The 18,258-nt window shown below is 44.6% G+C and carries 19 protein-coding genes; 2 read left to right on the top strand and 17 right to left on the bottom strand.

Annotated features, from left to right (window positions below):
• Positions 1–114: 114 nt before the first annotated feature.
• The 4 genes from ACTNEW_RS02670 to ACTNEW_RS02655 all read right to left on the bottom strand — a co-directional run bounded on the left by ACTNEW_RS02670 (position 115) and on the right by ACTNEW_RS02655 (position 3,796).
• Positions 115–1,140, bottom strand: a complete 1,026-nt coding sequence (locus tag ACTNEW_RS02670) for an ABC transporter permease (RefSeq protein ID WP_441057523.1) — start codon at positions 1,138–1,140, stop codon at positions 115–117.
• Positions 1,091–2,110 carry an ABC transporter ATP-binding protein gene (locus ACTNEW_RS02665; protein ID WP_441057520.1) on the bottom strand — a complete coding sequence of 340 codons (1,020 nt, stop codon included), beginning with the start codon at positions 2,108–2,110 and terminating at the stop codon, positions 1,091–1,093. The genes ACTNEW_RS02670 and ACTNEW_RS02665 overlap by 50 nt, the downstream gene beginning before the upstream one ends.
• 2 nt (positions 2,111–2,112) lie before the next feature.
• Positions 2,113–3,312, bottom strand: coding sequence for a COG1470 family protein (locus ACTNEW_RS02660; RefSeq protein WP_441057517.1), 1,200 nt, complete (start codon positions 3,310–3,312; stop codon positions 2,113–2,115).
• Positions 3,313–3,523: 211 nt separating this feature from the next.
• Positions 3,524–3,796, bottom strand: coding sequence for a barstar family protein (locus tag ACTNEW_RS02655; RefSeq protein ID WP_441057514.1), 273 nt, complete (start codon positions 3,794–3,796; stop codon positions 3,524–3,526).
• Between the two features lie 118 nt (positions 3,797–3,914).
• Here ACTNEW_RS02655 and ACTNEW_RS02650 point away from each other — a divergent pair, with 118 nt between their 5' ends.
• Complete coding sequence (locus ACTNEW_RS02650; RefSeq protein ID WP_441057511.1) at positions 3,915–4,904, top strand: 2-hydroxyacid dehydrogenase; 990 nt, start codon at positions 3,915–3,917, stop codon at positions 4,902–4,904.
• Between the two features lie 25 nt (positions 4,905–4,929).
• Here ACTNEW_RS02650 and ACTNEW_RS02645 read toward each other — a convergent pair whose 3' ends face one another.
• The 4 genes from ACTNEW_RS02645 to ACTNEW_RS02630 all read right to left on the bottom strand — a co-directional run bounded on the left by ACTNEW_RS02645 (position 4,930) and on the right by ACTNEW_RS02630 (position 8,841).
• The gene (locus tag ACTNEW_RS02645) at positions 4,930–5,886 is read right to left on the bottom strand and encodes an LCP family protein (protein ID WP_441057508.1); all 957 of its coding nucleotides are present in this window, start codon (positions 5,884–5,886) and stop codon (positions 4,930–4,932) included.
• A 59-nt stretch (positions 5,887–5,945) separates the two neighbouring features.
• On the bottom strand, positions 5,946–7,127 hold the full coding sequence (locus ACTNEW_RS02640) for an MFS transporter (protein WP_441057505.1): 1,182 nt from the start codon (positions 7,125–7,127) through the stop codon (positions 5,946–5,948).
• 110 nt (positions 7,128–7,237) lie between these two features.
• Complete coding sequence (locus tag ACTNEW_RS02635) at positions 7,238–8,002, bottom strand: ribonuclease domain-containing protein (RefSeq protein ID WP_441057502.1); 765 nt, start codon at positions 8,000–8,002, stop codon at positions 7,238–7,240.
• Complete coding sequence (locus ACTNEW_RS02630) at positions 7,999–8,841, bottom strand: deoxyribonuclease IV (protein ID WP_441057499.1); 843 nt, start codon at positions 8,839–8,841, stop codon at positions 7,999–8,001. Before ACTNEW_RS02630 ends, ACTNEW_RS02635 begins: the two co-directional genes overlap by 4 nt.
• Positions 8,842–9,211: 370 nt before the next feature.
• Here ACTNEW_RS02630 and ACTNEW_RS02625 point away from each other — a divergent pair, with 370 nt between their 5' ends.
• Complete coding sequence (locus ACTNEW_RS02625; protein ID WP_441058100.1) at positions 9,212–10,501, top strand: CapA family protein; 1,290 nt, start codon at positions 9,212–9,214, stop codon at positions 10,499–10,501.
• Between the two features lie 280 nt (positions 10,502–10,781).
• On the opposite strand, the gene queA is transcribed toward ACTNEW_RS02625, so the two are convergent.
• The 9 genes from queA to ACTNEW_RS02580 all read right to left on the bottom strand — a co-directional run bounded on the left by queA (position 10,782) and on the right by ACTNEW_RS02580 (position 18,202).
• Positions 10,782–11,807, bottom strand: coding sequence for a tRNA preQ1(34) S-adenosylmethionine ribosyltransferase-isomerase QueA (queA, locus tag ACTNEW_RS02620; protein WP_441057496.1), 1,026 nt, complete (start codon positions 11,805–11,807; stop codon positions 10,782–10,784).
• Position 11,808: 1 nt separating this feature from the next.
• Positions 11,809–12,579 (bottom strand): tRNA (guanosine(37)-N1)-methyltransferase TrmD, encoded by a 771-nt coding sequence (trmD, locus tag ACTNEW_RS02615; protein ID WP_441057493.1) that lies wholly within the window; start codon positions 12,577–12,579, stop codon positions 11,809–11,811.
• Positions 12,580–13,086 carry a ribosome maturation factor RimM gene (rimM, locus tag ACTNEW_RS02610; protein ID WP_441057490.1) on the bottom strand — a complete coding sequence of 169 codons (507 nt, stop codon included), beginning with the start codon at positions 13,084–13,086 and terminating at the stop codon, positions 12,580–12,582.
• A gap of 106 nt (positions 13,087–13,192) precedes the next feature.
• Complete coding sequence (locus ACTNEW_RS02605) at positions 13,193–13,423, bottom strand: KH domain-containing protein (protein WP_441057487.1); 231 nt, start codon at positions 13,421–13,423, stop codon at positions 13,193–13,195.
• A gap of 58 nt (positions 13,424–13,481) precedes the next feature.
• Positions 13,482–13,727: a 30S ribosomal protein S16 gene (gene rpsP / locus ACTNEW_RS02600; RefSeq protein ID WP_441057484.1), complete on the bottom strand. Its 246-nt coding sequence runs from the start codon at positions 13,725–13,727 to the stop codon at positions 13,482–13,484.
• A 51-nt stretch (positions 13,728–13,778) separates the two neighbouring features.
• Positions 13,779–15,128, bottom strand: coding sequence for a signal recognition particle protein (gene ffh, locus ACTNEW_RS02595; protein ID WP_441057481.1), 1,350 nt, complete (start codon positions 15,126–15,128; stop codon positions 13,779–13,781).
• A 3-nt stretch (positions 15,129–15,131) separates the two neighbouring features.
• Positions 15,132–15,455, bottom strand: coding sequence for a YlxM family DNA-binding protein (gene ylxM / locus ACTNEW_RS02590; RefSeq protein ID WP_441057478.1), 324 nt, complete (start codon positions 15,453–15,455; stop codon positions 15,132–15,134).
• Between the two features lie 72 nt (positions 15,456–15,527).
• Positions 15,528–16,151 (bottom strand): metallophosphoesterase family protein, encoded by a 624-nt coding sequence (locus ACTNEW_RS02585; protein ID WP_441057475.1) that lies wholly within the window; start codon positions 16,149–16,151, stop codon positions 15,528–15,530.
• Between the two features lie 35 nt (positions 16,152–16,186).
• Positions 16,187–18,202, bottom strand: a complete 2,016-nt coding sequence (locus ACTNEW_RS02580) for a BMP family ABC transporter substrate-binding protein (protein WP_441057472.1) — start codon at positions 18,200–18,202, stop codon at positions 16,187–16,189.
• Positions 18,203–18,258 lie beyond the last annotated feature (56 nt).

The raw sequence follows: 18,258 nt of genomic DNA, 5'->3' as shown, positions 1-18,258 counted from the left end.
AATATTCAAATTGAGAAAGGATCCTGCTTTACAGGATTCTCCGCCTGCGGCGGATTGCTTTAGCAATATAAAAACTCTCTCAGTGCTTCCGAGAGAGTTTTTTATTACCATTTTTCAGTTTCCACGAATTTCCTGGCGCATAAACCGGACATAGGCAATGGTAAATGCTGCCAGAGTCAATGCAGCCATACCTACCAGATGCGGCCATACCAGAAGCAGGCTCTGTCCCAGAGAAAGATACCCGCTGATCGCACCTACCATCTGCGACATGGTTACCACATTTACTGTACGAACGGAAGGATTCAGAATCGTGCTCACTGCTTCTGAGTAAAGATAATAAGGAGAAATCCTGTTCAGATACAGCTCACAATTATAATTGCTCATGGTATTGATAATCGCATGGTACTGGTCATTGATCGGGTAAACAGCGTTTGCAATCATACTTGCCAGAAGACTCATAAAGATTGCAAAGAAAATCCACAATGCGATGGATGCCAGTGCAGATGTAGAGGAATGCTTGCAGTAAACACTGAACAGCATCGACATTGCCAGCCAGAAACAAATATATACAATAGTATATACCAGATATACAAGAATCCGGACAAGTTCTTCTCCCGAAGGATGAATGCCCGTCTTCAGAAATCCGATTGCCCCGATCAGAACCCCTGTGGATACTACCATGATGGAAATCACCGATGCAGATGCCAGAAATTTCCCGATGATCACAGAATCCCTGTAAATTGGCTGGGAAAGCAGGCGGTTCAGTGTTCCATTGTTCCTCTCGCTGTTAATGGCATCGAATCCGAAAATCAGGCCGACAAACGGTCCGATCAGACCAATGAAAGACATATAAGATGGAATGGAATTTCCGCTTGTGGTATATAATTTCAGAAAAATGAAATCACTGCTGTCGCTGATTGCATCCGACAGTCCGCTCAATGCTCCGTAAAGTCCTGCAATGGTAGAAGCCATTACCAAACACAAAATAATGACAAAACGTTTGCTGGTAATATGATCCGACATTTCCTTCCGATACAGAGCTGTCAGGCTGTGCATCCCTGAACAGTTTCCCTTTGTATTGTCAACAGACTTATCCCTGTTTCTTCTTAAGGAGATGCTTCGCATTTTTCCAGATTCCATGTTTCTCACCTTCTTTCTCACTTTCCATCTCTGCTTTTTCGAAATAACTGCTGTAAATCTCATCCAGATCTCCGCCTTTCTGTCTCAAATGGCATAAAGTATACCCATTCATTCCCAAAAAGCCCGTAATATCTTTTCTCAGATCTCTGGATGATTTTACAATAAACCTGCTTCCTTCTTTTTCGATTCCCGTTACCCCTTCCAGACCATGGATAAATCCCAGAAAACGGTCATCACAGGGGACAGCTTCTACTTCCAGAACATAATGCCCTTCTTTGACGATCTGTTTACCAAGTTCCTCAATTCTTCCGCAGGCAATCAGACTTCCTCCGACAAAAATCCCTACACGGTCACAGATCTGCTGGATCTGATACAGCTGATGTGAAGAAACCAGCACAGTTCTGCCGTCTTCTACAGAGAGTTCTTTGATCAGTTTCAGAAATTCCTTCATTCCTTCCGGATCCAGACCGAGAGTTGGCTCATCCATTATGATTACTTTGGGATCCTTCATGAGAATATCTGCAATTCCCAGACGCTGACGCATACCTTTCGAATAGGTACCGGTTTTCTGATCCGCTGCATAGGTCATTCCAACTCTCTCCAGAAGATGCTCAATCTTATTGTCAATCTCATCCTCGCTGAGACCATTCAGTCTGCCGGTAAATCTCAAATTTTCCCTCCCGGTCATATCTGCATAAAATCCCATATTATCCGGAAGGTAGCCGGTAATCCGTTTTACCTGCATGGAATTTCTCGTACAGTCCAGTCCCTGAATGGACGCACTTCCTGATACAGGTTCTGTAAGTCCAAGCAGCATCAGGATCGTTGTCGTCTTTCCTGCACCGTTTGGTCCCAAAAGTCCGAACACCTCTCCTTCCCGAATAGAAAGATTCAGGTGATTTACCGCAGTCTTATCCCCATACATCTTGGTAAGATCCTGCGTAGAAATAATAATGTCATTCTTTGCCATACTTATCGTCTCCCATACTTACGAATGATTGCTGCAAGTCCCGCTACAAGGATCACAATAATCGCAATCGCAGCCACACCCCATGTTGTATGGTTTTTCACAGATACACGAAGATCTGTCTGGGCAGATGTCTGATCATTACTGATGGTAATACTTGTTACATAATCTCCGATGATCGCATCTTCGCTCGGCTGAATATAAGCTGTAATTTCTTTTGTGGTTCCGGCTTCCAGTGTATCAATAGTTGTTTCATCAAAACGCACATTCCAGTCTGTAGATGCGGAAGATGACAGCTGAAGATTATTCAGATCCACATTACCTGTATTCTGAATACTTAAAGTTACTTTTGCTTCTTCATTTGCATAGGCACTGACGCTCAAATTTCCGGTAGAAGTGCTGAGGCCGAGACTATATGTACCAATGATCGTTACTTTCAGATCCAGGTTCAGGGTTTCATTTGCGGATACTGCCGTACAGCTGATGGTATAATCTCCCTGCTCTGCTTTTTCAGACGGAGTCACTTTCACTGTAATTCCCTGGCTTGCCCCTGCGTCTACAGGAATGCTGGCTGCCTGACTGCTTTCACCGGATGGGGTAAATGTGACCTGCCATCCTTCCGGAGCATTGGCAGAAAGGCTGTAGGACTGTGAAACAGAACCATTGTTTACAAGTGTCGTATCAAAGCTGAAGCTTGTTCCGGTATCTCCCTGAAGCTCCGGATATTCTGCAGTAAAGTTGCCCTGACCTGCTTCTTCTGTAGTGACATGGATTGTCAGAGGAAGTTCTGCAACGCCATCGTCTCCGGCATCAGCCTTAAGAACCACCTGGTAATCTCCTTCCTCTGTTTCACCCGGAATCGTAAGGGAATAATTGAGAGAAGGACTGTCTTCCTTTGTCTGATTTCCAAATACATGTACACTGCTGACTTCACTGCTGCTTCCGCGGAAATATCCTTCCCAGCCTTCCGGCAGTTTTTCTGCACTCAGAGCCGCATTCATTTCCGTATCCGTTCCATTCAGAAGATACAGGGTAAAACTGCTTGTATCGCCCGGTTTTACAGAAATTCCCGGATAATCTGTACTGAGTGTCAACCCGCTGTCCGCCCTGACTATCCGCGGCGTTCCCATCAGACACATACACAACGCACACAGCATGCTGAGAACAATAAGTAATTTTTTTCTTGATGTTTGTAAGATTTCCATAATGATGTCTCCTTTTTTTCATTTGCTTTTATAAGAATATTCCATAAGTGTGTTCTTTCTATGTTCATAGTGTGTCGCAATTGTGATATATGAAAACTTTGAGACATTTGACATATTCTGGAAAATATCGTGTATTTTATCCAAAAGAAAACCGGCGGAATCATGAATATCATTTTTTTCATAACTCCGCCGGCCTTCTTCCTTTTTTTGCTCACTGTTTAATGGAAACTTCCAGATATTCGCTGGTATCCGCCGCATCTGTCAGAATTTCCGCTATACGCTCCAGTATTTCCATCATCGCATCATCTTCCACTTCAGTAAGATTCAGAATCAATCTGATGTCATCGCTCAGATTCAACAGAACATCATACAAAGCAGACAGATTCCCATCACTCTCCCCCGGCAGTTCCAGCTTTTCTGCCAGAAATTCATATACTTCTTCCGGGGTATCAAAGTCCTTTCCATTAACCGTAATTTCCTGCATTCTTTTTGCCTCCTTCCGAATAATTTGTAAATTGCAGGATACCTTATCAGTATCATAGGATTCCTGTAGCTCATTCCTGTACAGATTCTATGATAATTCCAGAAAGGAGCCTGTACCTATGAAAATTCTATTTTATGGCACCAAAAATTATGACGAACAGTTTTTCCAAAAACTGCTTCCGGAATACCCCGGAATTTCTTTCCAGTTTATTGAGGCAAATCTCTGTCCGGAAACTGCGCCGCTCTCTTCCGGATATGAGGGTATATGTGCATTTGTCAATGCGGACATCGGAACAAGCGTAATAGAAATACTGTCCCGCTGCGGCATCCGCCTGATTCTCATGCGCTGTGCAGGATATAACAATGTGGATCTTGCTTCCGCACACACGCACCATATCAAAGTTCTCCGGGTTCCCGGCTATTCTCCGGAAGCCGTAGCAGAACATGCCATGGCTCTTGCACTGACTGCCAATCGTCATACACACAAGGCTTATATCAAATGCAGAGAAAACAACTTTGCCCTGAACGGGCTGATGGGCGTAAACTTCTACCATAAAACAGCAGGAATCATTGGCACCGGAAAAATAGGTCTGGCAATGGCCCGCATCTGCCAGGGTTTCGGGATGCGCGTCATTGCCTACGATCTCTATCCCGATAAAAAACTGGATTTTCTGACTTATGTTTCCCTGGATGAACTGCTGTCTTCCAGTGACCTAATCAGTCTTCATTGTCCGCTGACCGAGCAGACACACCATATGATCCGGCAGGAGACCATTGAAAAAATGAAAGACGGTGTCATCCTCGTAAATACTTCCAGAGGTGGGCTGATCAAAACCAGTGATCTGATTGCAGGAATCCGGGATCACAAATTTTTCGCCGTCGGTCTGGACGTATACGAAGAAGAAACCGCCTTTGTTTATGAGGATCTTTCTGAGCGTATTCTTCAGAGTTCCACGATTCAGCGTCTTCTGTCATTCCCAAATGTAACCATAACTTCCCATCAGGGATTCTTTACAGAAGAAGCACTAACCAATATTGCGGAAACTACCCTTCAAAATGCACAGGCATTTATGAATGGGGAAGAATTAAAAAATGAAGTAACCGGTTAAACGCAGATAAGCATGGTATTTGCATTTACAAAATACTCTGCAGATAATCCCGGCATTTCGTCAGATCAGGCACCAGAACCTGCATCTGACGGATCACCGCCGATGAATAAGCCCCGTCTTCCGGAATCCGATAGCTTTCCACGGCCGGCTCCTCCATCGCAAGCACACCCATTGCACAGCCAAGGATATCCCCATAGCTCATATCCGTAGTAAGCATGGAAAATCCTTTCTCCGCAAGTTTCAGCATGGTACCAATATCGGACTCCATGGCTTTATCCAGAGCCGCTGTCAGCACTTCTCTCTGCCGTTCTGTTCTGCGGTAATCATTATTTCCCACAGAACGGTTTCTGGCATGAATCAGTGCCTGTTCTCCATTAAGTGTATTGATTCCTTCTGTAAGATCCCAGTCCTCACGCAGCGGCTGCGGATACAGCACATTCTGATTTCTTCCGCAAATATAATCTGCTTCTTCCTGAGTCAGCTCCAGGTCAATTCCCCCCATCAGGTCGATCAGTGTCTGAAATCCCTCAAAATCCACCTCTACATTTCCATCTATGTGGATTCCGAAATCTTCCTCCATCACTTCATCCAGAAGTTCCATTCCGCCAAGCTGATAAGCGGCATTCATACGATTGTCACTGTGACCGGGAATCGGAACATAAAGATCACGCATAAAGGAAATCAGCTGCAGACAGTTTTTCTCTTTGTTAATTACTGCCAATATCATCGTATCCGAACGCTGACGATCCTGACCCTCTCTTTTGTCCTGACCGATCAGCATGATATTTACCGCATCTTTTTCTTCCGGAATGTCGGCATCCGTGCTTTCTTCCTCCTGGACTTCCTGCACTTCGTCAGATACCACATTTTCTTCTGCCAGAACAGAAACAAGATTTGTACTCATACATCCTGCCGCGGCAGTCACCATCAGCAGAAAACAGATAATTGTTTTTCTCCATATGTTTTTTCTCTGTGCATTCATAGCCAGAACTCCTCTCTCCCTGTCTGCCGCGGTTTCCTTTCTGCGCAGCATGATTCGAGTCAGAATTTTTGATTTGTCTTTTTCAGCATATTGACACCAGCGATCAGAATCACAGGAAAGATAATTGCTGCCAGAAGACCGTATTTCAGATTTCCCTGGAAAATACCGGAAATACATCCCACCACAGAAGGTCCTCCCGAACAGCCGATATCTCCTGCCAGTGCAAGCAGCGCGAACATGGCAGTTCCGCCCTGGGAACAATATTCAGCAGCCAGACTGAACACTCCCGGCCACATAATTCCCACGGAAAGCCCGCAGATACCGCAGCCCACAAGGGAAAGCACCGGACTTGGAGAAAATACAGCCACGAGATAGCTCAGCACACAAAGGATACTGCTGATAGATATAAATTTTTTCAGAGGAATTTTGTCTCCTTTGATTCCATAAAAGGTTCTGGAAACACCCATCAGAATTGCAAACATACAGGGTCCTAAGAGATCCCCCATAGTCTTGGACACCTGAAGACCATTTTCCGCAAAATAGGATGCCCACTGACTCATCGCCTGCTCCGAGGCACCGGAACAGATCATCAGGATAAAAAAGCACCAGAACAATTTCATGGAAAACAGTTTTTTTACAGGAAGGGCATTCCCCTCTTCCACCAGAACCTTGATCGGAGCACCTGCATAAACAAAGATATTGGCAATCGGAACAAGTGCCCACAGAATCGTCAGAAATCTCCAGCTTTCAATTCCGACAACACGGAAATAAACAGTGGAAAGCACAACCACCAGCACATGCCCCCAGCAGTAGAAGGCATGCAGCAGACTCATTGCTGCTGATTTTTCATCCATGGGAAGCGCCTGAACAATGGGGCTCACAAGCACTTCGATCAATCCGCCTCCAATTGCATAAATGGTGATTGCAATCAGCAGTCCGATATAGGGATTGCCCAGAACGGACGGCAGAAATCCCATTCCGATCAAACCTGCAGCCGCAAATATATGAGCCGCCAGAATCGATACTTTGTATCCGATTTTTTCCACATATTTTGCCGCCAGTATGTCAACAACCATCTGTGCTGCAAAATTATAAGTTACCAGAAAACCAATCTGTGCTACTGTAATGCTGAATTCCTTCTGAAATGTCACAAACAGCAGCGGTGCCAGATTATTTACAATTGCCTGGGTAATGTATCCCAGATAACTGGCATATAATGTTCTTTTATATTTTCTCTTCATCGTCTCTCCCTCAAATGATCTGATCCATCGTTTTCGAAATAACTGCATCAGATAACTTTCCTGTTTTTTAACTGCACATGATGAAAAAGTCTCAGTACAGCACCATCATATTAATACAATTGTTCAAATGTTTCGTAGTGATCTTCTGAATAGAAAATCAGGCCGTCATTGGAAAAAACAAGTCTTTTCTCTCCCCGTGCCCCGCCTTCATAATCAATATCACACTGCTGGTAAGTCCGTCCGTCCTCTTCCGGAAGCATCTTGTTTTCATTGGCATAAATATCTCCTCCGATACTCTTGCCCGGAGCCACTTCATCCAGATTGTTTCTGCTGCTCACCCATCCAAGCTTTTTTGCTTCTTCCTCCGTGATGTAATTAGATGGTAGCTTGCCATAGGTATGGATGTAAACAGCCACATCTGTTTTCTCTGTATAGGTTCCATCTTCCTTAATCTGACTGGAAATTTCGGTATTTTCCTCTGTCGCAGAATCTTCTTCCCCTGTAACTGGGGTAAGTTCTTCTTCCTTTAAAGCTTCTTCTTCCTCTTGAGCTTTTTCTTCCTCTTGAACTTCCACTTCTTCCTGTTCCAGTTCCTCTTCACTGAGAGGCCTCATCTCGTCATCCTTCAGAGTCTCCCCTTCATCAAAGTCTTCCAGCATAGCCAGTTCCTCTTCATCCAGAGGTGTCAATTCTTCATTCATGATCTCATCAATTTCTTCCTGTGTCGCGGATTCCTCTTCTTCCTCGGCTGCATTGTCTGTATCTGTTTTTTTCTCCTCTGCACTTCCGGTGCATCCTGCAAATACAACTGCCATCAGAATCAACAGTGGTAAAAACAGCAATTTCCATGGTTTCTTTCTTTTATTTTTTGTCATTTCATCGTCTCCTCGTAAGCTTTTCTCAGGACAGCGATTTCCTTTGACCAGCCTTCATCATCGTTCGGAGTCTCCAGAATAAACGGAATCTCCCGAAGAGCCGGATGACAGATCACCCGGGTCAGTGCCTCCAGACCGATCTGGCCCTCTCCGATTTTTGCATGACGGTCTTTGTGGCTTCCAAGCGCATTCATGCTGTCATTCAGATGAACGGCTTTCAGATTGGAAAGACCGATAATGCGGTCAAATGTATCCAGTACGCCATCCAGATCATTCACAATGTCATATCCGCCGTCCCAGACATGACAGGTATCCAGGCATATTCCGATCTTCTCTTTCTTTTCGACCAGATCCATGATCGCACGGAGTTCTTCAAAATTTCTGCCCACTTCAGAACCCTTGCCGGACATGGTTTCCAGAAGAACTGTGGTGGTCTGTTCCTCTGTAAGAACATCATTGAGAATTTCCGCAATTTTGCGGATCCCCTCTTCCGCTCCCTGCCCTACATGACTGCCTGGATGAAAATTATAATAATTTCCGGGAGTCATTTCCATACGCTGAAGATCGTCTGCCATAGTTTCCCGCGCAAAATCCCGAAGATTCTCTTTGGCTGCACAGGCATTCAATGTATATGGCGCATGTGCTACAATTTTTCCAAAGTGATTCTCACCGGAAAGTACACAGTACCGTTCCACATCCTCCGGATCAATGTTTTTAGCCTTCCCGCCTCTGGGATTGCGTGTAAAAAACGCAAACGTGTTTCCTCCATTCGCAATTATCTGACGGGCCATAGCCGCGTATCCTTTCGAAGATGTGGTGTGGTTGCCTATATATAACATATTTCTTTCCTCTTCTCTCTGTAAAATAAATATCTGCCCTGTTTCCGCAAAACGGTTGGATGTGCGGGAACACACTGCAGGTATGTAAAACCGTTTCTATTATAACAAAAAACAGCGTTTGTGAAAAGATATTAAGTCTGACAAATACTCTCCCGGCAGAAAGTTATTGACGAAGATATAAAAACTTCCTATACTGAAATTAATCGTTTCATCACAAACACACTCTAATATATACCAGAAGGAGAAATGTATGGAAAACACCCCTAATAAAAGAAATCGTCCGGCGAATTCAGCCCGCCGAACGGGAACTTCCAATGCTTCTCGACGTACGGGAGCTTCCAATACTTCCCGGCGTACGGAAAGCTCTAATATTTCTTCCCGCCGCAGGCAAAATGCCAGACGAAAAAAAATTTACCGCAAATCAGCATATTACAGGAAACGGCAGCTGCAAATCCGGATTCTCACAGGAGCTGCGGCAATACTGTTTCTGCTTCTTTTTATTTTTATCATCCGAAGCTGCTCCGGATGCGGTGACAGGAAGTCCGTATCTGCTTCCGCTGACAGCCAGGCTTCTGCATCTTCCAATAACAACAAGGAAGGGAAATCTTCGAAATCAAATGATTCTGACATCATCGATTCCGGAGATATTTCCAGCGAAAGCACCGGTTCTGAGGAAGTTTCCAACGAAAACGCTGATTCCGGTAAAACTTCCAATGAAGAAACAGACTCGTCTCTCCCATCCGAACCGGTATCTCTCACGATCAGTGTTGTCGGTGACTGCACCCTTGGAACGGATGAATATTTTGACTATGACACCAGCCTCAATGCCTATTACTACAGCTATGGCAAAGACTACTTCATGCAGAATGTGAAAAGTATTTTCAATGCTGATGATCTGACCATTGCCAATTTTGAAGGAACACTCACCGATTCGGAATACCGGGAAGACAAACAGTTTGCTTTTAAGGCTCCCGCAGAATTTGCCGGCATCCTTTCCAGTGGTTCCATTGAAGCAGTCACTACCGCCAACAATCACAGCCATGACTACGGCGAACAGAGTTTCACAGACACTATGGCAGCCCTTGATGCGGAAAATATCGTACATTTCGGTTATGACGAAACTGCCGTTATGGACGTCAAGGGAATCAAAGTCGGACTGGTGGGCATTTATGAACTGAATGATCATCTGGGCCGCACGGAACAGCTGAAAGCAAACATTGCCAAAGTCAAAGAAGATGGAGCACAACTTATCATTGTCATATTTCACTGGGGAAATGAAAAAGAAGAAGTTCCGGACACGAACCAGATGACACTGGGACGCATGGCCATTGACGAGGGCGCTGACCTGGTATGCGGACATCATCCCCATGTGCTTCAGGGAATTGAGGAATACAAAGGCAAAAATATCGTTTACAGTCTTGGGAATTTCTGTTTTGGAGGCAATTCTTATCCAAGTGATATGGACTCCATGATTTTCCAGCAGACATTTACCATTGATCAGAACGGAGTAAAAGCAGACAATGTAACCAATATCATCCCCTGCTCTATTTCATCGGATTATGGTTACAACAATTATCAGCCGACACCTGCAGAAGGCGAGGAAGCGACACGGATCCTGAATAAAATTTCGGAACGCAGTTCCTGGATTCCTGCTCCGTAATAAACAATACGCAATTATGAAATTTTCATAATTGTTCTGACAAATTCATCCTGCTTGTATCCATCCTTACATATATTCACAAAAAATAGCCGTACCATGAACCCCAAAAGTCAGAGACAAAATCTAACGATCGGAGGTTCACAGGCGGCTATTTTTCTGTCGTATTCACCCCTGAAGGCAGAGTGGAAGTATCCGCAAATTCAATACTATATCATCTGCCTAGAGTGTGTTTGAAAATTCATTCATGGGATACAAAGGGTGCGGGCATAAGGAGTAGATTCTAAAGGATCAGCATGGCATCCCCAAACGAAAAGAATCTATACCGTTCCTTTACCGCTTCTTCATACGCTTTCATAATATTTTCTTTTCCGGCCAGTGCAGATACAAGCATCAGAAGCGTAGATTCCGGCAAATGGAAATTCGTGATCAGGCCGTCGATCATTTTGAAATGATAACCCGGATAAATAAAAATCTCTGTCCATCCGCTTCCTGCGCGAAGGATTCCATCTTCTCCCGCAGCGGATTCCAGTGTACGGCAGCTGGTCGTTCCAACGGAAATCACACGGCCGCCATTCTTCTTCGTATCATTAATAATCTTCGCCTGGTCTTCTTCCACCATATAAAACTCCGAATGCATATGATGGCTTTCCACGTCATCCACTTTGACCGGGCGGAAAGTACCGAGCCCTACATGAAGAGTAACATGTGCGATTCTGACTCCTTTTGCCTCCACCTGAGCCAGCAGTTCTTTCGTGAAATGCAGACCGGCAGTCGGTGCTGCCGCAGAGCCTTCATTCTTCGCATATACCGTCTGATAACGGTTCTTGTCCTGCAGCTTATGCGTAATATATGGCGGAAGAGGCATTTCTCCCAGACGATCCAGTATTTCTTCAAAAATACCCTCATAGTGGAACTGGATCAGACGGTTTCCTTCTTCCACAACATCCATGATCTCGCCCTTTAAGATACCGTCACCAAACGAGATTTTAGCACCAGGACGGGCTTTTTTTCCAGGTTTTACAAGACATTCCCAGATATCATTCTCTTTTCTTTTCAGAAGAAGAATCTCGATCACTGCACCGGTATCCTCTTTGTGTCCGTAAAGGCGGGCCGGTATGACCTTCGTATCATTGATCACCAGACAGTCACCGGCATTCAGATACTCCAGAATATCGGTAAAGTGTCTGTGTTCCAGACTGCCATCCTTCAGAGAAAGATGCATCAGCCTGGAAGAGCTTCTGTCCTCCAGAGGATCCTGTGCAATCAGTTCCTGAGGAAGATCATAATAAAAATCTGATGTTTTCATATTAAATCTCCTCCTTGTCTTTCTGGTCAGCTTCCTCTTTCCATTGTTTCTTCCACTGACGTACCTCATTCCATTCTTTATTGGTCAGATCTGCACTCTTCAAAAGATCCGGACGCCATTTGGCTGTACGCAGAATGGACTGTTCCCTGCGCCACTTTTCAATATTTGCATGATGACCGGACAAAAGGACATCCGGTACCTTTTTGCCATGCCATTCTTCCGGCCGGCTGTACTGCGGATATTCCAGCAGATTTCCGGCAAAAGACTCTGTTTCCCCGGATTCCTGATTATTCAGCACACCGGGAACCATACGGGAAATAGAATCCATCATCACCATGGCAGGCAATTCCCCACCTGTCAGCACATAGTCTCCGATGGAAACATAATCCGTAACAATTTCCTCAAGAACCCTCTCATCGATTCCCTCATAATGACCGCAAAGGAATACCAGATCCTCCTCCTGCGCCATTTCTCTCGCCATAGACTGGTGAAACACTTTACCCTGAGGCGTCAGAAAAACGACTCTTGGTTTCTTCCCGATACGTTCTGCAATGGATTCATATGCAAGATAGACCGGTTCCGCCTGCATTAGCATACCCGCTCCGCCCCCATAAGGATAGTCATCTACCTTCTGATGTTTATTAAATGCAAAATCCCGGATATTCACAGCCTCAATGGAAAGAAGCCCTTTGGCAATGGCACGTCCGGTAATGCTGGTGTTCATTCCCTGCAGAATCATCTCCGGAAATAAGGTCAACACATGAAAATTCATTTACAAAAGCCCTTTCATCAAATGTACAGTCATACGGTTTTCCTCCAGATCAACATCCAGAATGCATTCATGAATTGCAGGAAGCAGCACTTCACTTCCGTCTGTACGCGTCACAATATAAACATCATTGGCCCCTGTCTCCATCACATCTTTCAGCGTACCGAATCTGCTTCCGTCTTCCAGATAAACTTCCATTCCAAGAAGATCTGCGATATAATATTCATCCTCGTCCAGCTCCTGTCCTTCCTCTCTGGGAATCCACAGGTCACGGCCTTTGTACATTTCGATATCATTGATATTATCTATTCCCTGAAATTTCAGAATGGCAAGATTCTTAAAGAATTTCACATTCTGAATAGTAAGCTTTCGAAGTTCTCTGCCGGTATCCAGAAGCACATATTCCAGATCCAGAAAACGTTCCGCATCATCTGTTGTGGGATATACTTTGACCTCACCTCTCACACCGTGTGTGGTGGTAATGACTCCAACCTTCAATAAATCTTCCATCTGTTTTTCTCCCTGATTACTTTTTTATATCACAGAAAAACGCAAAACGCTTTCCCATAATACAAAGAAAATGGAGCCATGGCAACCACAGCTCCTCTTTATCTATTTATTGCAGAATATCTACAATCACCTTTTTGCTGCTCTTTGAAGAAGCTGCCTTCACTACCGTACGGATTGCCTTGGCGATTCTGCCCTGACGCCCGATCACTTTGCCCATATCAGAAGGACCAACCTTCAGTTCAATGACTATGGCATCTTCTTTTTCTGTTTCCGTAACAACTACTTCGTCCGGATTTTCTACAAGAGATTTTGCAATTACTTCTACTAAACCCTTCATTACATACCTCCCTGTTTTCGTCCTGTGCGGACATCACAGAAATACCCTGAGGCATTTCTTATTTTTCGATTCCGGCCTCTTTGAAGATTCTTGCTACAACTTCTGTAGGCTGAGCACCTGCTGCAAGCCATTTTTTAGCTGCTTCTTCATCTACTTTGTAAGCGCTTGGTTCAATGTTCGGATCGTAGGTACCGATCTCATCGATACATTTTCCATCACGTTTGCTGCGGGAATCTGCAACGATAATTCTATAAAAAGGTGCCTTTTTCTGTCCCATTCTTCTTAATCTGATTTTTACTGCCATTTTTGTTTTCCTCCATTTATTATGTTTTCTTTTCGTTTGGTATTTTATTTATTAAAAAGGAAGCCTGAAGCCGCCTCTTTTACCCATTTTGCCTCCGGACATCATTCCGGGCATCTGCTTCATCATTTTCTTGCTCTGCTCAAACTGCTTCACAAGACGATTTACTTCCGCAACATCCACGCCAGCCCCTCTGGCTATACGATTCTTGCGGGAAATATTCAGGATTGACGGATTGCTGCGCTCCTGCGGTGTCATGGAAAGAATGATGGATTTGATCCGGACCATTGCTGATTCATCGATCATGCCCTCAATATCTTTCATCTTACTGCCCATACCGGGAAGCATATTCAGGATACTGCCGATTCCACCCATCTTATTCATCTGTTCCATACTGGTCAGATAATCGTTGAAATCGAAATCCATCTTCTTGAGTTTTTTCTGCATTTCCTGAGCCTGTTCCTGGTCAACCGATGCTTCTACCTTCTCAATCAGGCTCATAACATCGCCCATACCAAGGATTCTGGAAGCCATACGTTCCGGATAGAACTGTTCCAGATCGGAAAGCTTTTCCCCCATACCGACATACAGAATCGGCTTACCGGTCACTGCCTTGATAGAAAGTGCCGCACCGCCTCGGGTATCACCATCCATTTTCGTAAGAATGACACCGTCGATTCCGACTTTTTCCGTAAAGGTCTTGGCAACGTTTACCGCATCCTGTCCGGTCATGGCATCTACTACCAGAATGGTAGCATCCACATGTATGTTTTCCTTAATATCTGCAAGCTCCTGCATCATATTCTCATCAATATGCAGACGACCTGCTGTATCGATCATGACAACATTCTGCTGATTGGCTTTCGCATGCTCCAGAGCAGCTTTGGCAATATCCACAGGTTTCTGTTTGTCACCCATGGAAAAAACTTCCACACCCTGTTTCTCACCATTGACCTGAAGCTGTGTGATCGCAGCCGGACGATATACATCACAGGCGACCAGCAGCGGACGTTTGCCCTTGGATTTCAGCTTGCCTGCAAGTTTGGCAACAGTAGTGGTCTTACCTGCACCCTGAAGACCGGCCATCATCAGAACCGTAATCTCATTACCCTGTTTCAGCGGAAGCTCTGCAGTCTCGCTTCCCATAAGATTTACCAGCTCATCGTTTACAATCTTGATGACCATCTGACCTGGATTCAGTCCGTTCATAACGTCCTGCCCCACAGCCCGTTCCTGAACGGATTTGGTGAACTGTTTCACTACCTTAAAATTGACATCGGCTTCCAGAAGAGCCATCTTAACCTCTTTCAGAGCGATCTTTACATCTTCCTCTGTCAGACGTCCCTTGCTTCTCAGCTTCTTGAATACATTTTGAAGTTTCTCAGTTAAGCTTTCAAATGCCATGTATTATAACTCCTCTAATATTTCTTTGGAAATTGCTGCGATCTCTTCATCCTGGTAGCGGCCTGCCAGGTCATGAATCTTCTGCACCTGACGGCGGATGTTCAGGAATTTCTCTACCAGATGAAGTTTCTCCTCGTATCCCTCCAGAATGTGATTGCATCGCTTGATCATGTCATGCACACCCTGACGGCTGATCTCCAGTTCTTCTGCTACCTCACTCAGAGAGTAGTCCTCCAGCACCACGCTCTCATATACCTGACGCTGTCGCTCAGTCAGCAGCTCTCCATAAAAATCATACAATAATGCCTGTTCAACAAATTTCTCCATCTGATATCACCTTGGGTATCATAACGTATTTTCCATTGAGTGTCAAGTGTTTTTTCTTGACAGAGATATTTTTTATCTGACCAGGTGTTCCTGCAGATTGTCATCCTCATAATCAAACTCACAGCGTTCATAGGCATTGATGATATGCGTATCCAGATATCTGTCGTATCTTTTCTGTTTCCTGTTATAGGACATATGTACATGTCCATGGATAAAAAATCTGGGCTTATACTTTTCCATTAAATCCAGAAAGATTTTAAACCCCTGATGCGGCAGATCCATACCATCATTGAGCTGATACGCAGGCGCATGGGTTACCAGAATATCAAAGCCACGGTGGATCAGCAGCTGGAACCACAGTTTGCGTACTCTTTTTCGCATATCACGCTCTGTGTACTGGTTGGCTCCTCCGGAATAAAGCATGGAGCCGCCCAGCCCAAGAATCCGTATTCCCTCATGAACATAGATCTTATCTTCGATTTCGATACATCCTTCCGGGGGAATACGTTCATATTTTGCGTCATGATTTCCCCGCACATAAAGCACCGGAGCTGTGCAGAATGTAGCGAGAAATGACAGATAATGCGGATCAAGATCACCACAGGAAATGATCAGGTCAATTCCTTCCAGCTTGCTTTTTTCATAAAAATCCCACAGATATTTGGATTCTTCATCCGCCAGTGCAAGTATCTTCATATATCTGTTAATCCTTCCTCGTGTTTCTATCGCAGTTATACTACCGGCTTATTTTCTTCCACGCCCTGCTGTGCAGTGACAGGTTTTGCTTCTTCCTGAAGTTCTTCCATCTTTGGAATATCACCGATCACATTTTCTGCCAGCCAGTCCATCGTCACAATTTCCTCAGGAGTCATTCTGCGGTCCGGATCATCCTGAATAATCCCCTTCTGTGAATACAGAACACCTGAAAACGGATTGAATTCTCCGGAAAGAATCGTACTTTTCAAAAGATCCACAAGACGCTTGGTACCGATCGGAAGATTCTGGGAACAGATGACATCAATGACACCTGCGGACATTCCCCACCAGTAATTAATTGCTTTCTTTGCCGCTGTATTATCGTCATATTTCCATGTTCCATCCATGATCGTACGGATCAGTCGTTCATAGAATTTACCCCAATGCCATACAGGCATTGCCAGATTCCGCACTTTCATTTCTGCATCTTTCGCACTGTCATCCGGTAAGTTCCGGTTTTCTTCTGCACTGTCATCCTTTTCTTTCTGTTCATATTCCACGCTGTAAAGTCCGAAAAATCTGGATGCTTCTTCCGGAATCACCATATCCTTGCCGGAAATGATCGAAACCTGATTCTTCTTCAGATTCTCCATGGCATTGATTCCTTTTTTGGAGGTCCATTCCAGATAAACTTTTGCTCTCGGATTGATCATTTTGGCACCCAGGGCAAACGCATTGATATTGGCAATGGAGCCAAGAATCGGATAATCTGCCAGATAACCCAGACGGTCATTTTCCGTCATGGCACCTGCAATCGCCCCCATCAGGAATTTCGCTTCATGCATACGCGCATAATAGTTACGGATATATCGGTGCGAAGTATTCAGAGAACAGTTCAGGATTTTTACATTGGGATGCGCAATGGCTGCTTTGACACTGGCCTGTACCTGTATCGGCGTTGTCGTGAACACAATGTTGCACCCGGAAGTAATCGCCTCTCCGATCACCTCTTCTACATTATCCCTAGTCACGCTGTCATAGTAAACGGTATTTACCTCGTCCGGGAAGGTCTGCTCCAGATGAAGTCTTCCAAGTTCATGAGCATACGTCCATGCAGAAGATTCCGGTGTTTTCTCATAAATAAATGCAATCTTCAATTTCTGTGAGCTGAGCGGAAGAAGCCGGTTCAGAAGAGGCGCCTTTTCTTCTGTCGGATTCATCTTCAGATCGATCTCATCCTCTTCCTGTCTCAAAGTGTATTCCTCCCAGCTCTTAAGCACCAGATCTTTCAGCTCATTGGTTGTCTTGTCTGCCAGAGAATCATAACCGTAAACTCCAATAAAGGCCAGAAATGCATCGCCCGTGGTAATACTCAGTTTCTTTCCGCCTTTTGCCTCAAATTCTGCGGCAAAACGGTTATAGACAGAACTGAAATTCAGTTTGTCATCATCCGTCCACATTTCACCAGGAGCCTTTCCTACTGCTGCCTGAAGCTTCGCAAAACTGCCAAGCTTGGAAAACCAGATATAGTTAATTCCTGAGAGACTGTAAAAATCTACAAATTCATAATAGATTCTGTTTTCTTTTTCCGTGGTTCTCGGGGGAAGGATTCTGGTAACATACCCGGGAATGGCAACCGCATCAAAGTATTTCAGCACGCTGACGCGCTTATTGCCCTCTTCCACATAAAATTTATTCATATATTCATAAACTTTGATCGGATCACGAATCCCCTCATTCTGATGACTGGTACAAAGACTTTTCCATTTAGACGCAAATTCTGTATTGGAACGCAGAATCGGCATGAAGTTGGATGCAAAGGCACTGCTTCTTCCGCCGGTTCTGGTTCCCACGATCTGATCTGCCGGTATCTGTACTAGTCCAAGAGGAATTTCGGAATAACTGCCTTTCGGCGGAAGGATTTCATCCAGTACCGCCAGTGTTGGCAGCTCTCCTCGCATCAGCCGGGACTGATATTCTTTCTTTCCTGCTTTATATGCTTTATTGTAATCCTCAATTGAATTTGTAACCATAGACGAATTTGAAGCCATATGTTTTCCTCCATTTCAAAAATTACATAATTCGTTAGTTAGATGCAGTTATTCAT

This window comes from Blautia sp. HCP3S3_G3 (genome assembly GCF_052063365.1).
Lineage (GTDB): Bacteria > Bacillota > Clostridia > Lachnospirales > Lachnospiraceae > Blautia_A.
The sequence above is the reverse complement of the archived record's forward strand: the minus strand, read 5'-3'. Positions and strand labels throughout refer to the sequence as shown.

Excerpts from the sequence above, each read along its gene's own strand:
- ACTNEW_RS02670 (WP_441057523.1), bottom strand. The coding sequence starts at position 1,140 with ATGGAATCTGGAAAAATGCGAAGCATCTCCTTAAGAAGAAACAGGGAT.
- ACTNEW_RS02665 (WP_441057520.1), bottom strand. The coding sequence starts at position 2,110 with ATGGCAAAGAATGACATTATTATTTCTACGCAGGATCTTACCAAGATG.
- ACTNEW_RS02660 (WP_441057517.1), bottom strand. The coding sequence starts at position 3,312 with ATGGAAATCTTACAAACATCAAGAAAAAAATTACTTATTGTTCTCAGC.
- ACTNEW_RS02655 (WP_441057514.1), bottom strand. The coding sequence starts at position 3,796 with ATGCAGGAAATTACGGTTAATGGAAAGGACTTTGATACCCCGGAAGAA.
- ACTNEW_RS02650 (WP_441057511.1), top strand. The coding sequence starts at position 3,915 with ATGAAAATTCTATTTTATGGCACCAAAAATTATGACGAACAGTTTTTC.
- ACTNEW_RS02645 (WP_441057508.1), bottom strand. The coding sequence starts at position 5,886 with ATGAATGCACAGAGAAAAAACATATGGAGAAAAACAATTATCTGTTTT.
- ACTNEW_RS02640 (WP_441057505.1), bottom strand. The coding sequence starts at position 7,127 with ATGAAGAGAAAATATAAAAGAACATTATATGCCAGTTATCTGGGATAC.
- ACTNEW_RS02635 (WP_441057502.1), bottom strand. The coding sequence starts at position 8,002 with ATGACAAAAAATAAAAGAAAGAAACCATGGAAATTGCTGTTTTTACCA.
- ACTNEW_RS02630 (WP_441057499.1), bottom strand. The coding sequence starts at position 8,841 with ATGTTATATATAGGCAACCACACCACATCTTCGAAAGGATACGCGGCT.
- queA (WP_441057496.1), bottom strand. The coding sequence starts at position 11,807 with ATGAAAACATCAGATTTTTATTATGATCTTCCTCAGGAACTGATTGCA.
- trmD (WP_441057493.1), bottom strand. The coding sequence starts at position 12,579 with ATGAATTTTCATGTGTTGACCTTATTTCCGGAGATGATTCTGCAGGGA.
- rimM (WP_441057490.1), bottom strand. The coding sequence starts at position 13,086 with ATGGAAGATTTATTGAAGGTTGGAGTCATTACCACCACACACGGTGTG.
- ACTNEW_RS02605 (WP_441057487.1), bottom strand. The coding sequence starts at position 13,423 with ATGAAGGGTTTAGTAGAAGTAATTGCAAAATCTCTTGTAGAAAATCCG.
- rpsP (WP_441057484.1), bottom strand. The coding sequence starts at position 13,727 with ATGGCAGTAAAAATCAGATTAAGAAGAATGGGACAGAAAAAGGCACCT.
- ffh (WP_441057481.1), bottom strand. The coding sequence starts at position 15,128 with ATGGCATTTGAAAGCTTAACTGAGAAACTTCAAAATGTATTCAAGAAG.
- ylxM (WP_441057478.1), bottom strand. The coding sequence starts at position 15,455 with ATGGAGAAATTTGTTGAACAGGCATTATTGTATGATTTTTATGGAGAG.
- ACTNEW_RS02585 (WP_441057475.1), bottom strand. The coding sequence starts at position 16,151 with ATGAAGATACTTGCACTGGCGGATGAAGAATCCAAATATCTGTGGGAT.
- ACTNEW_RS02580 (WP_441057472.1), bottom strand. The coding sequence starts at position 18,202 with ATGGCTTCAAATTCGTCTATGGTTACAAATTCAATTGAGGATTACAAT.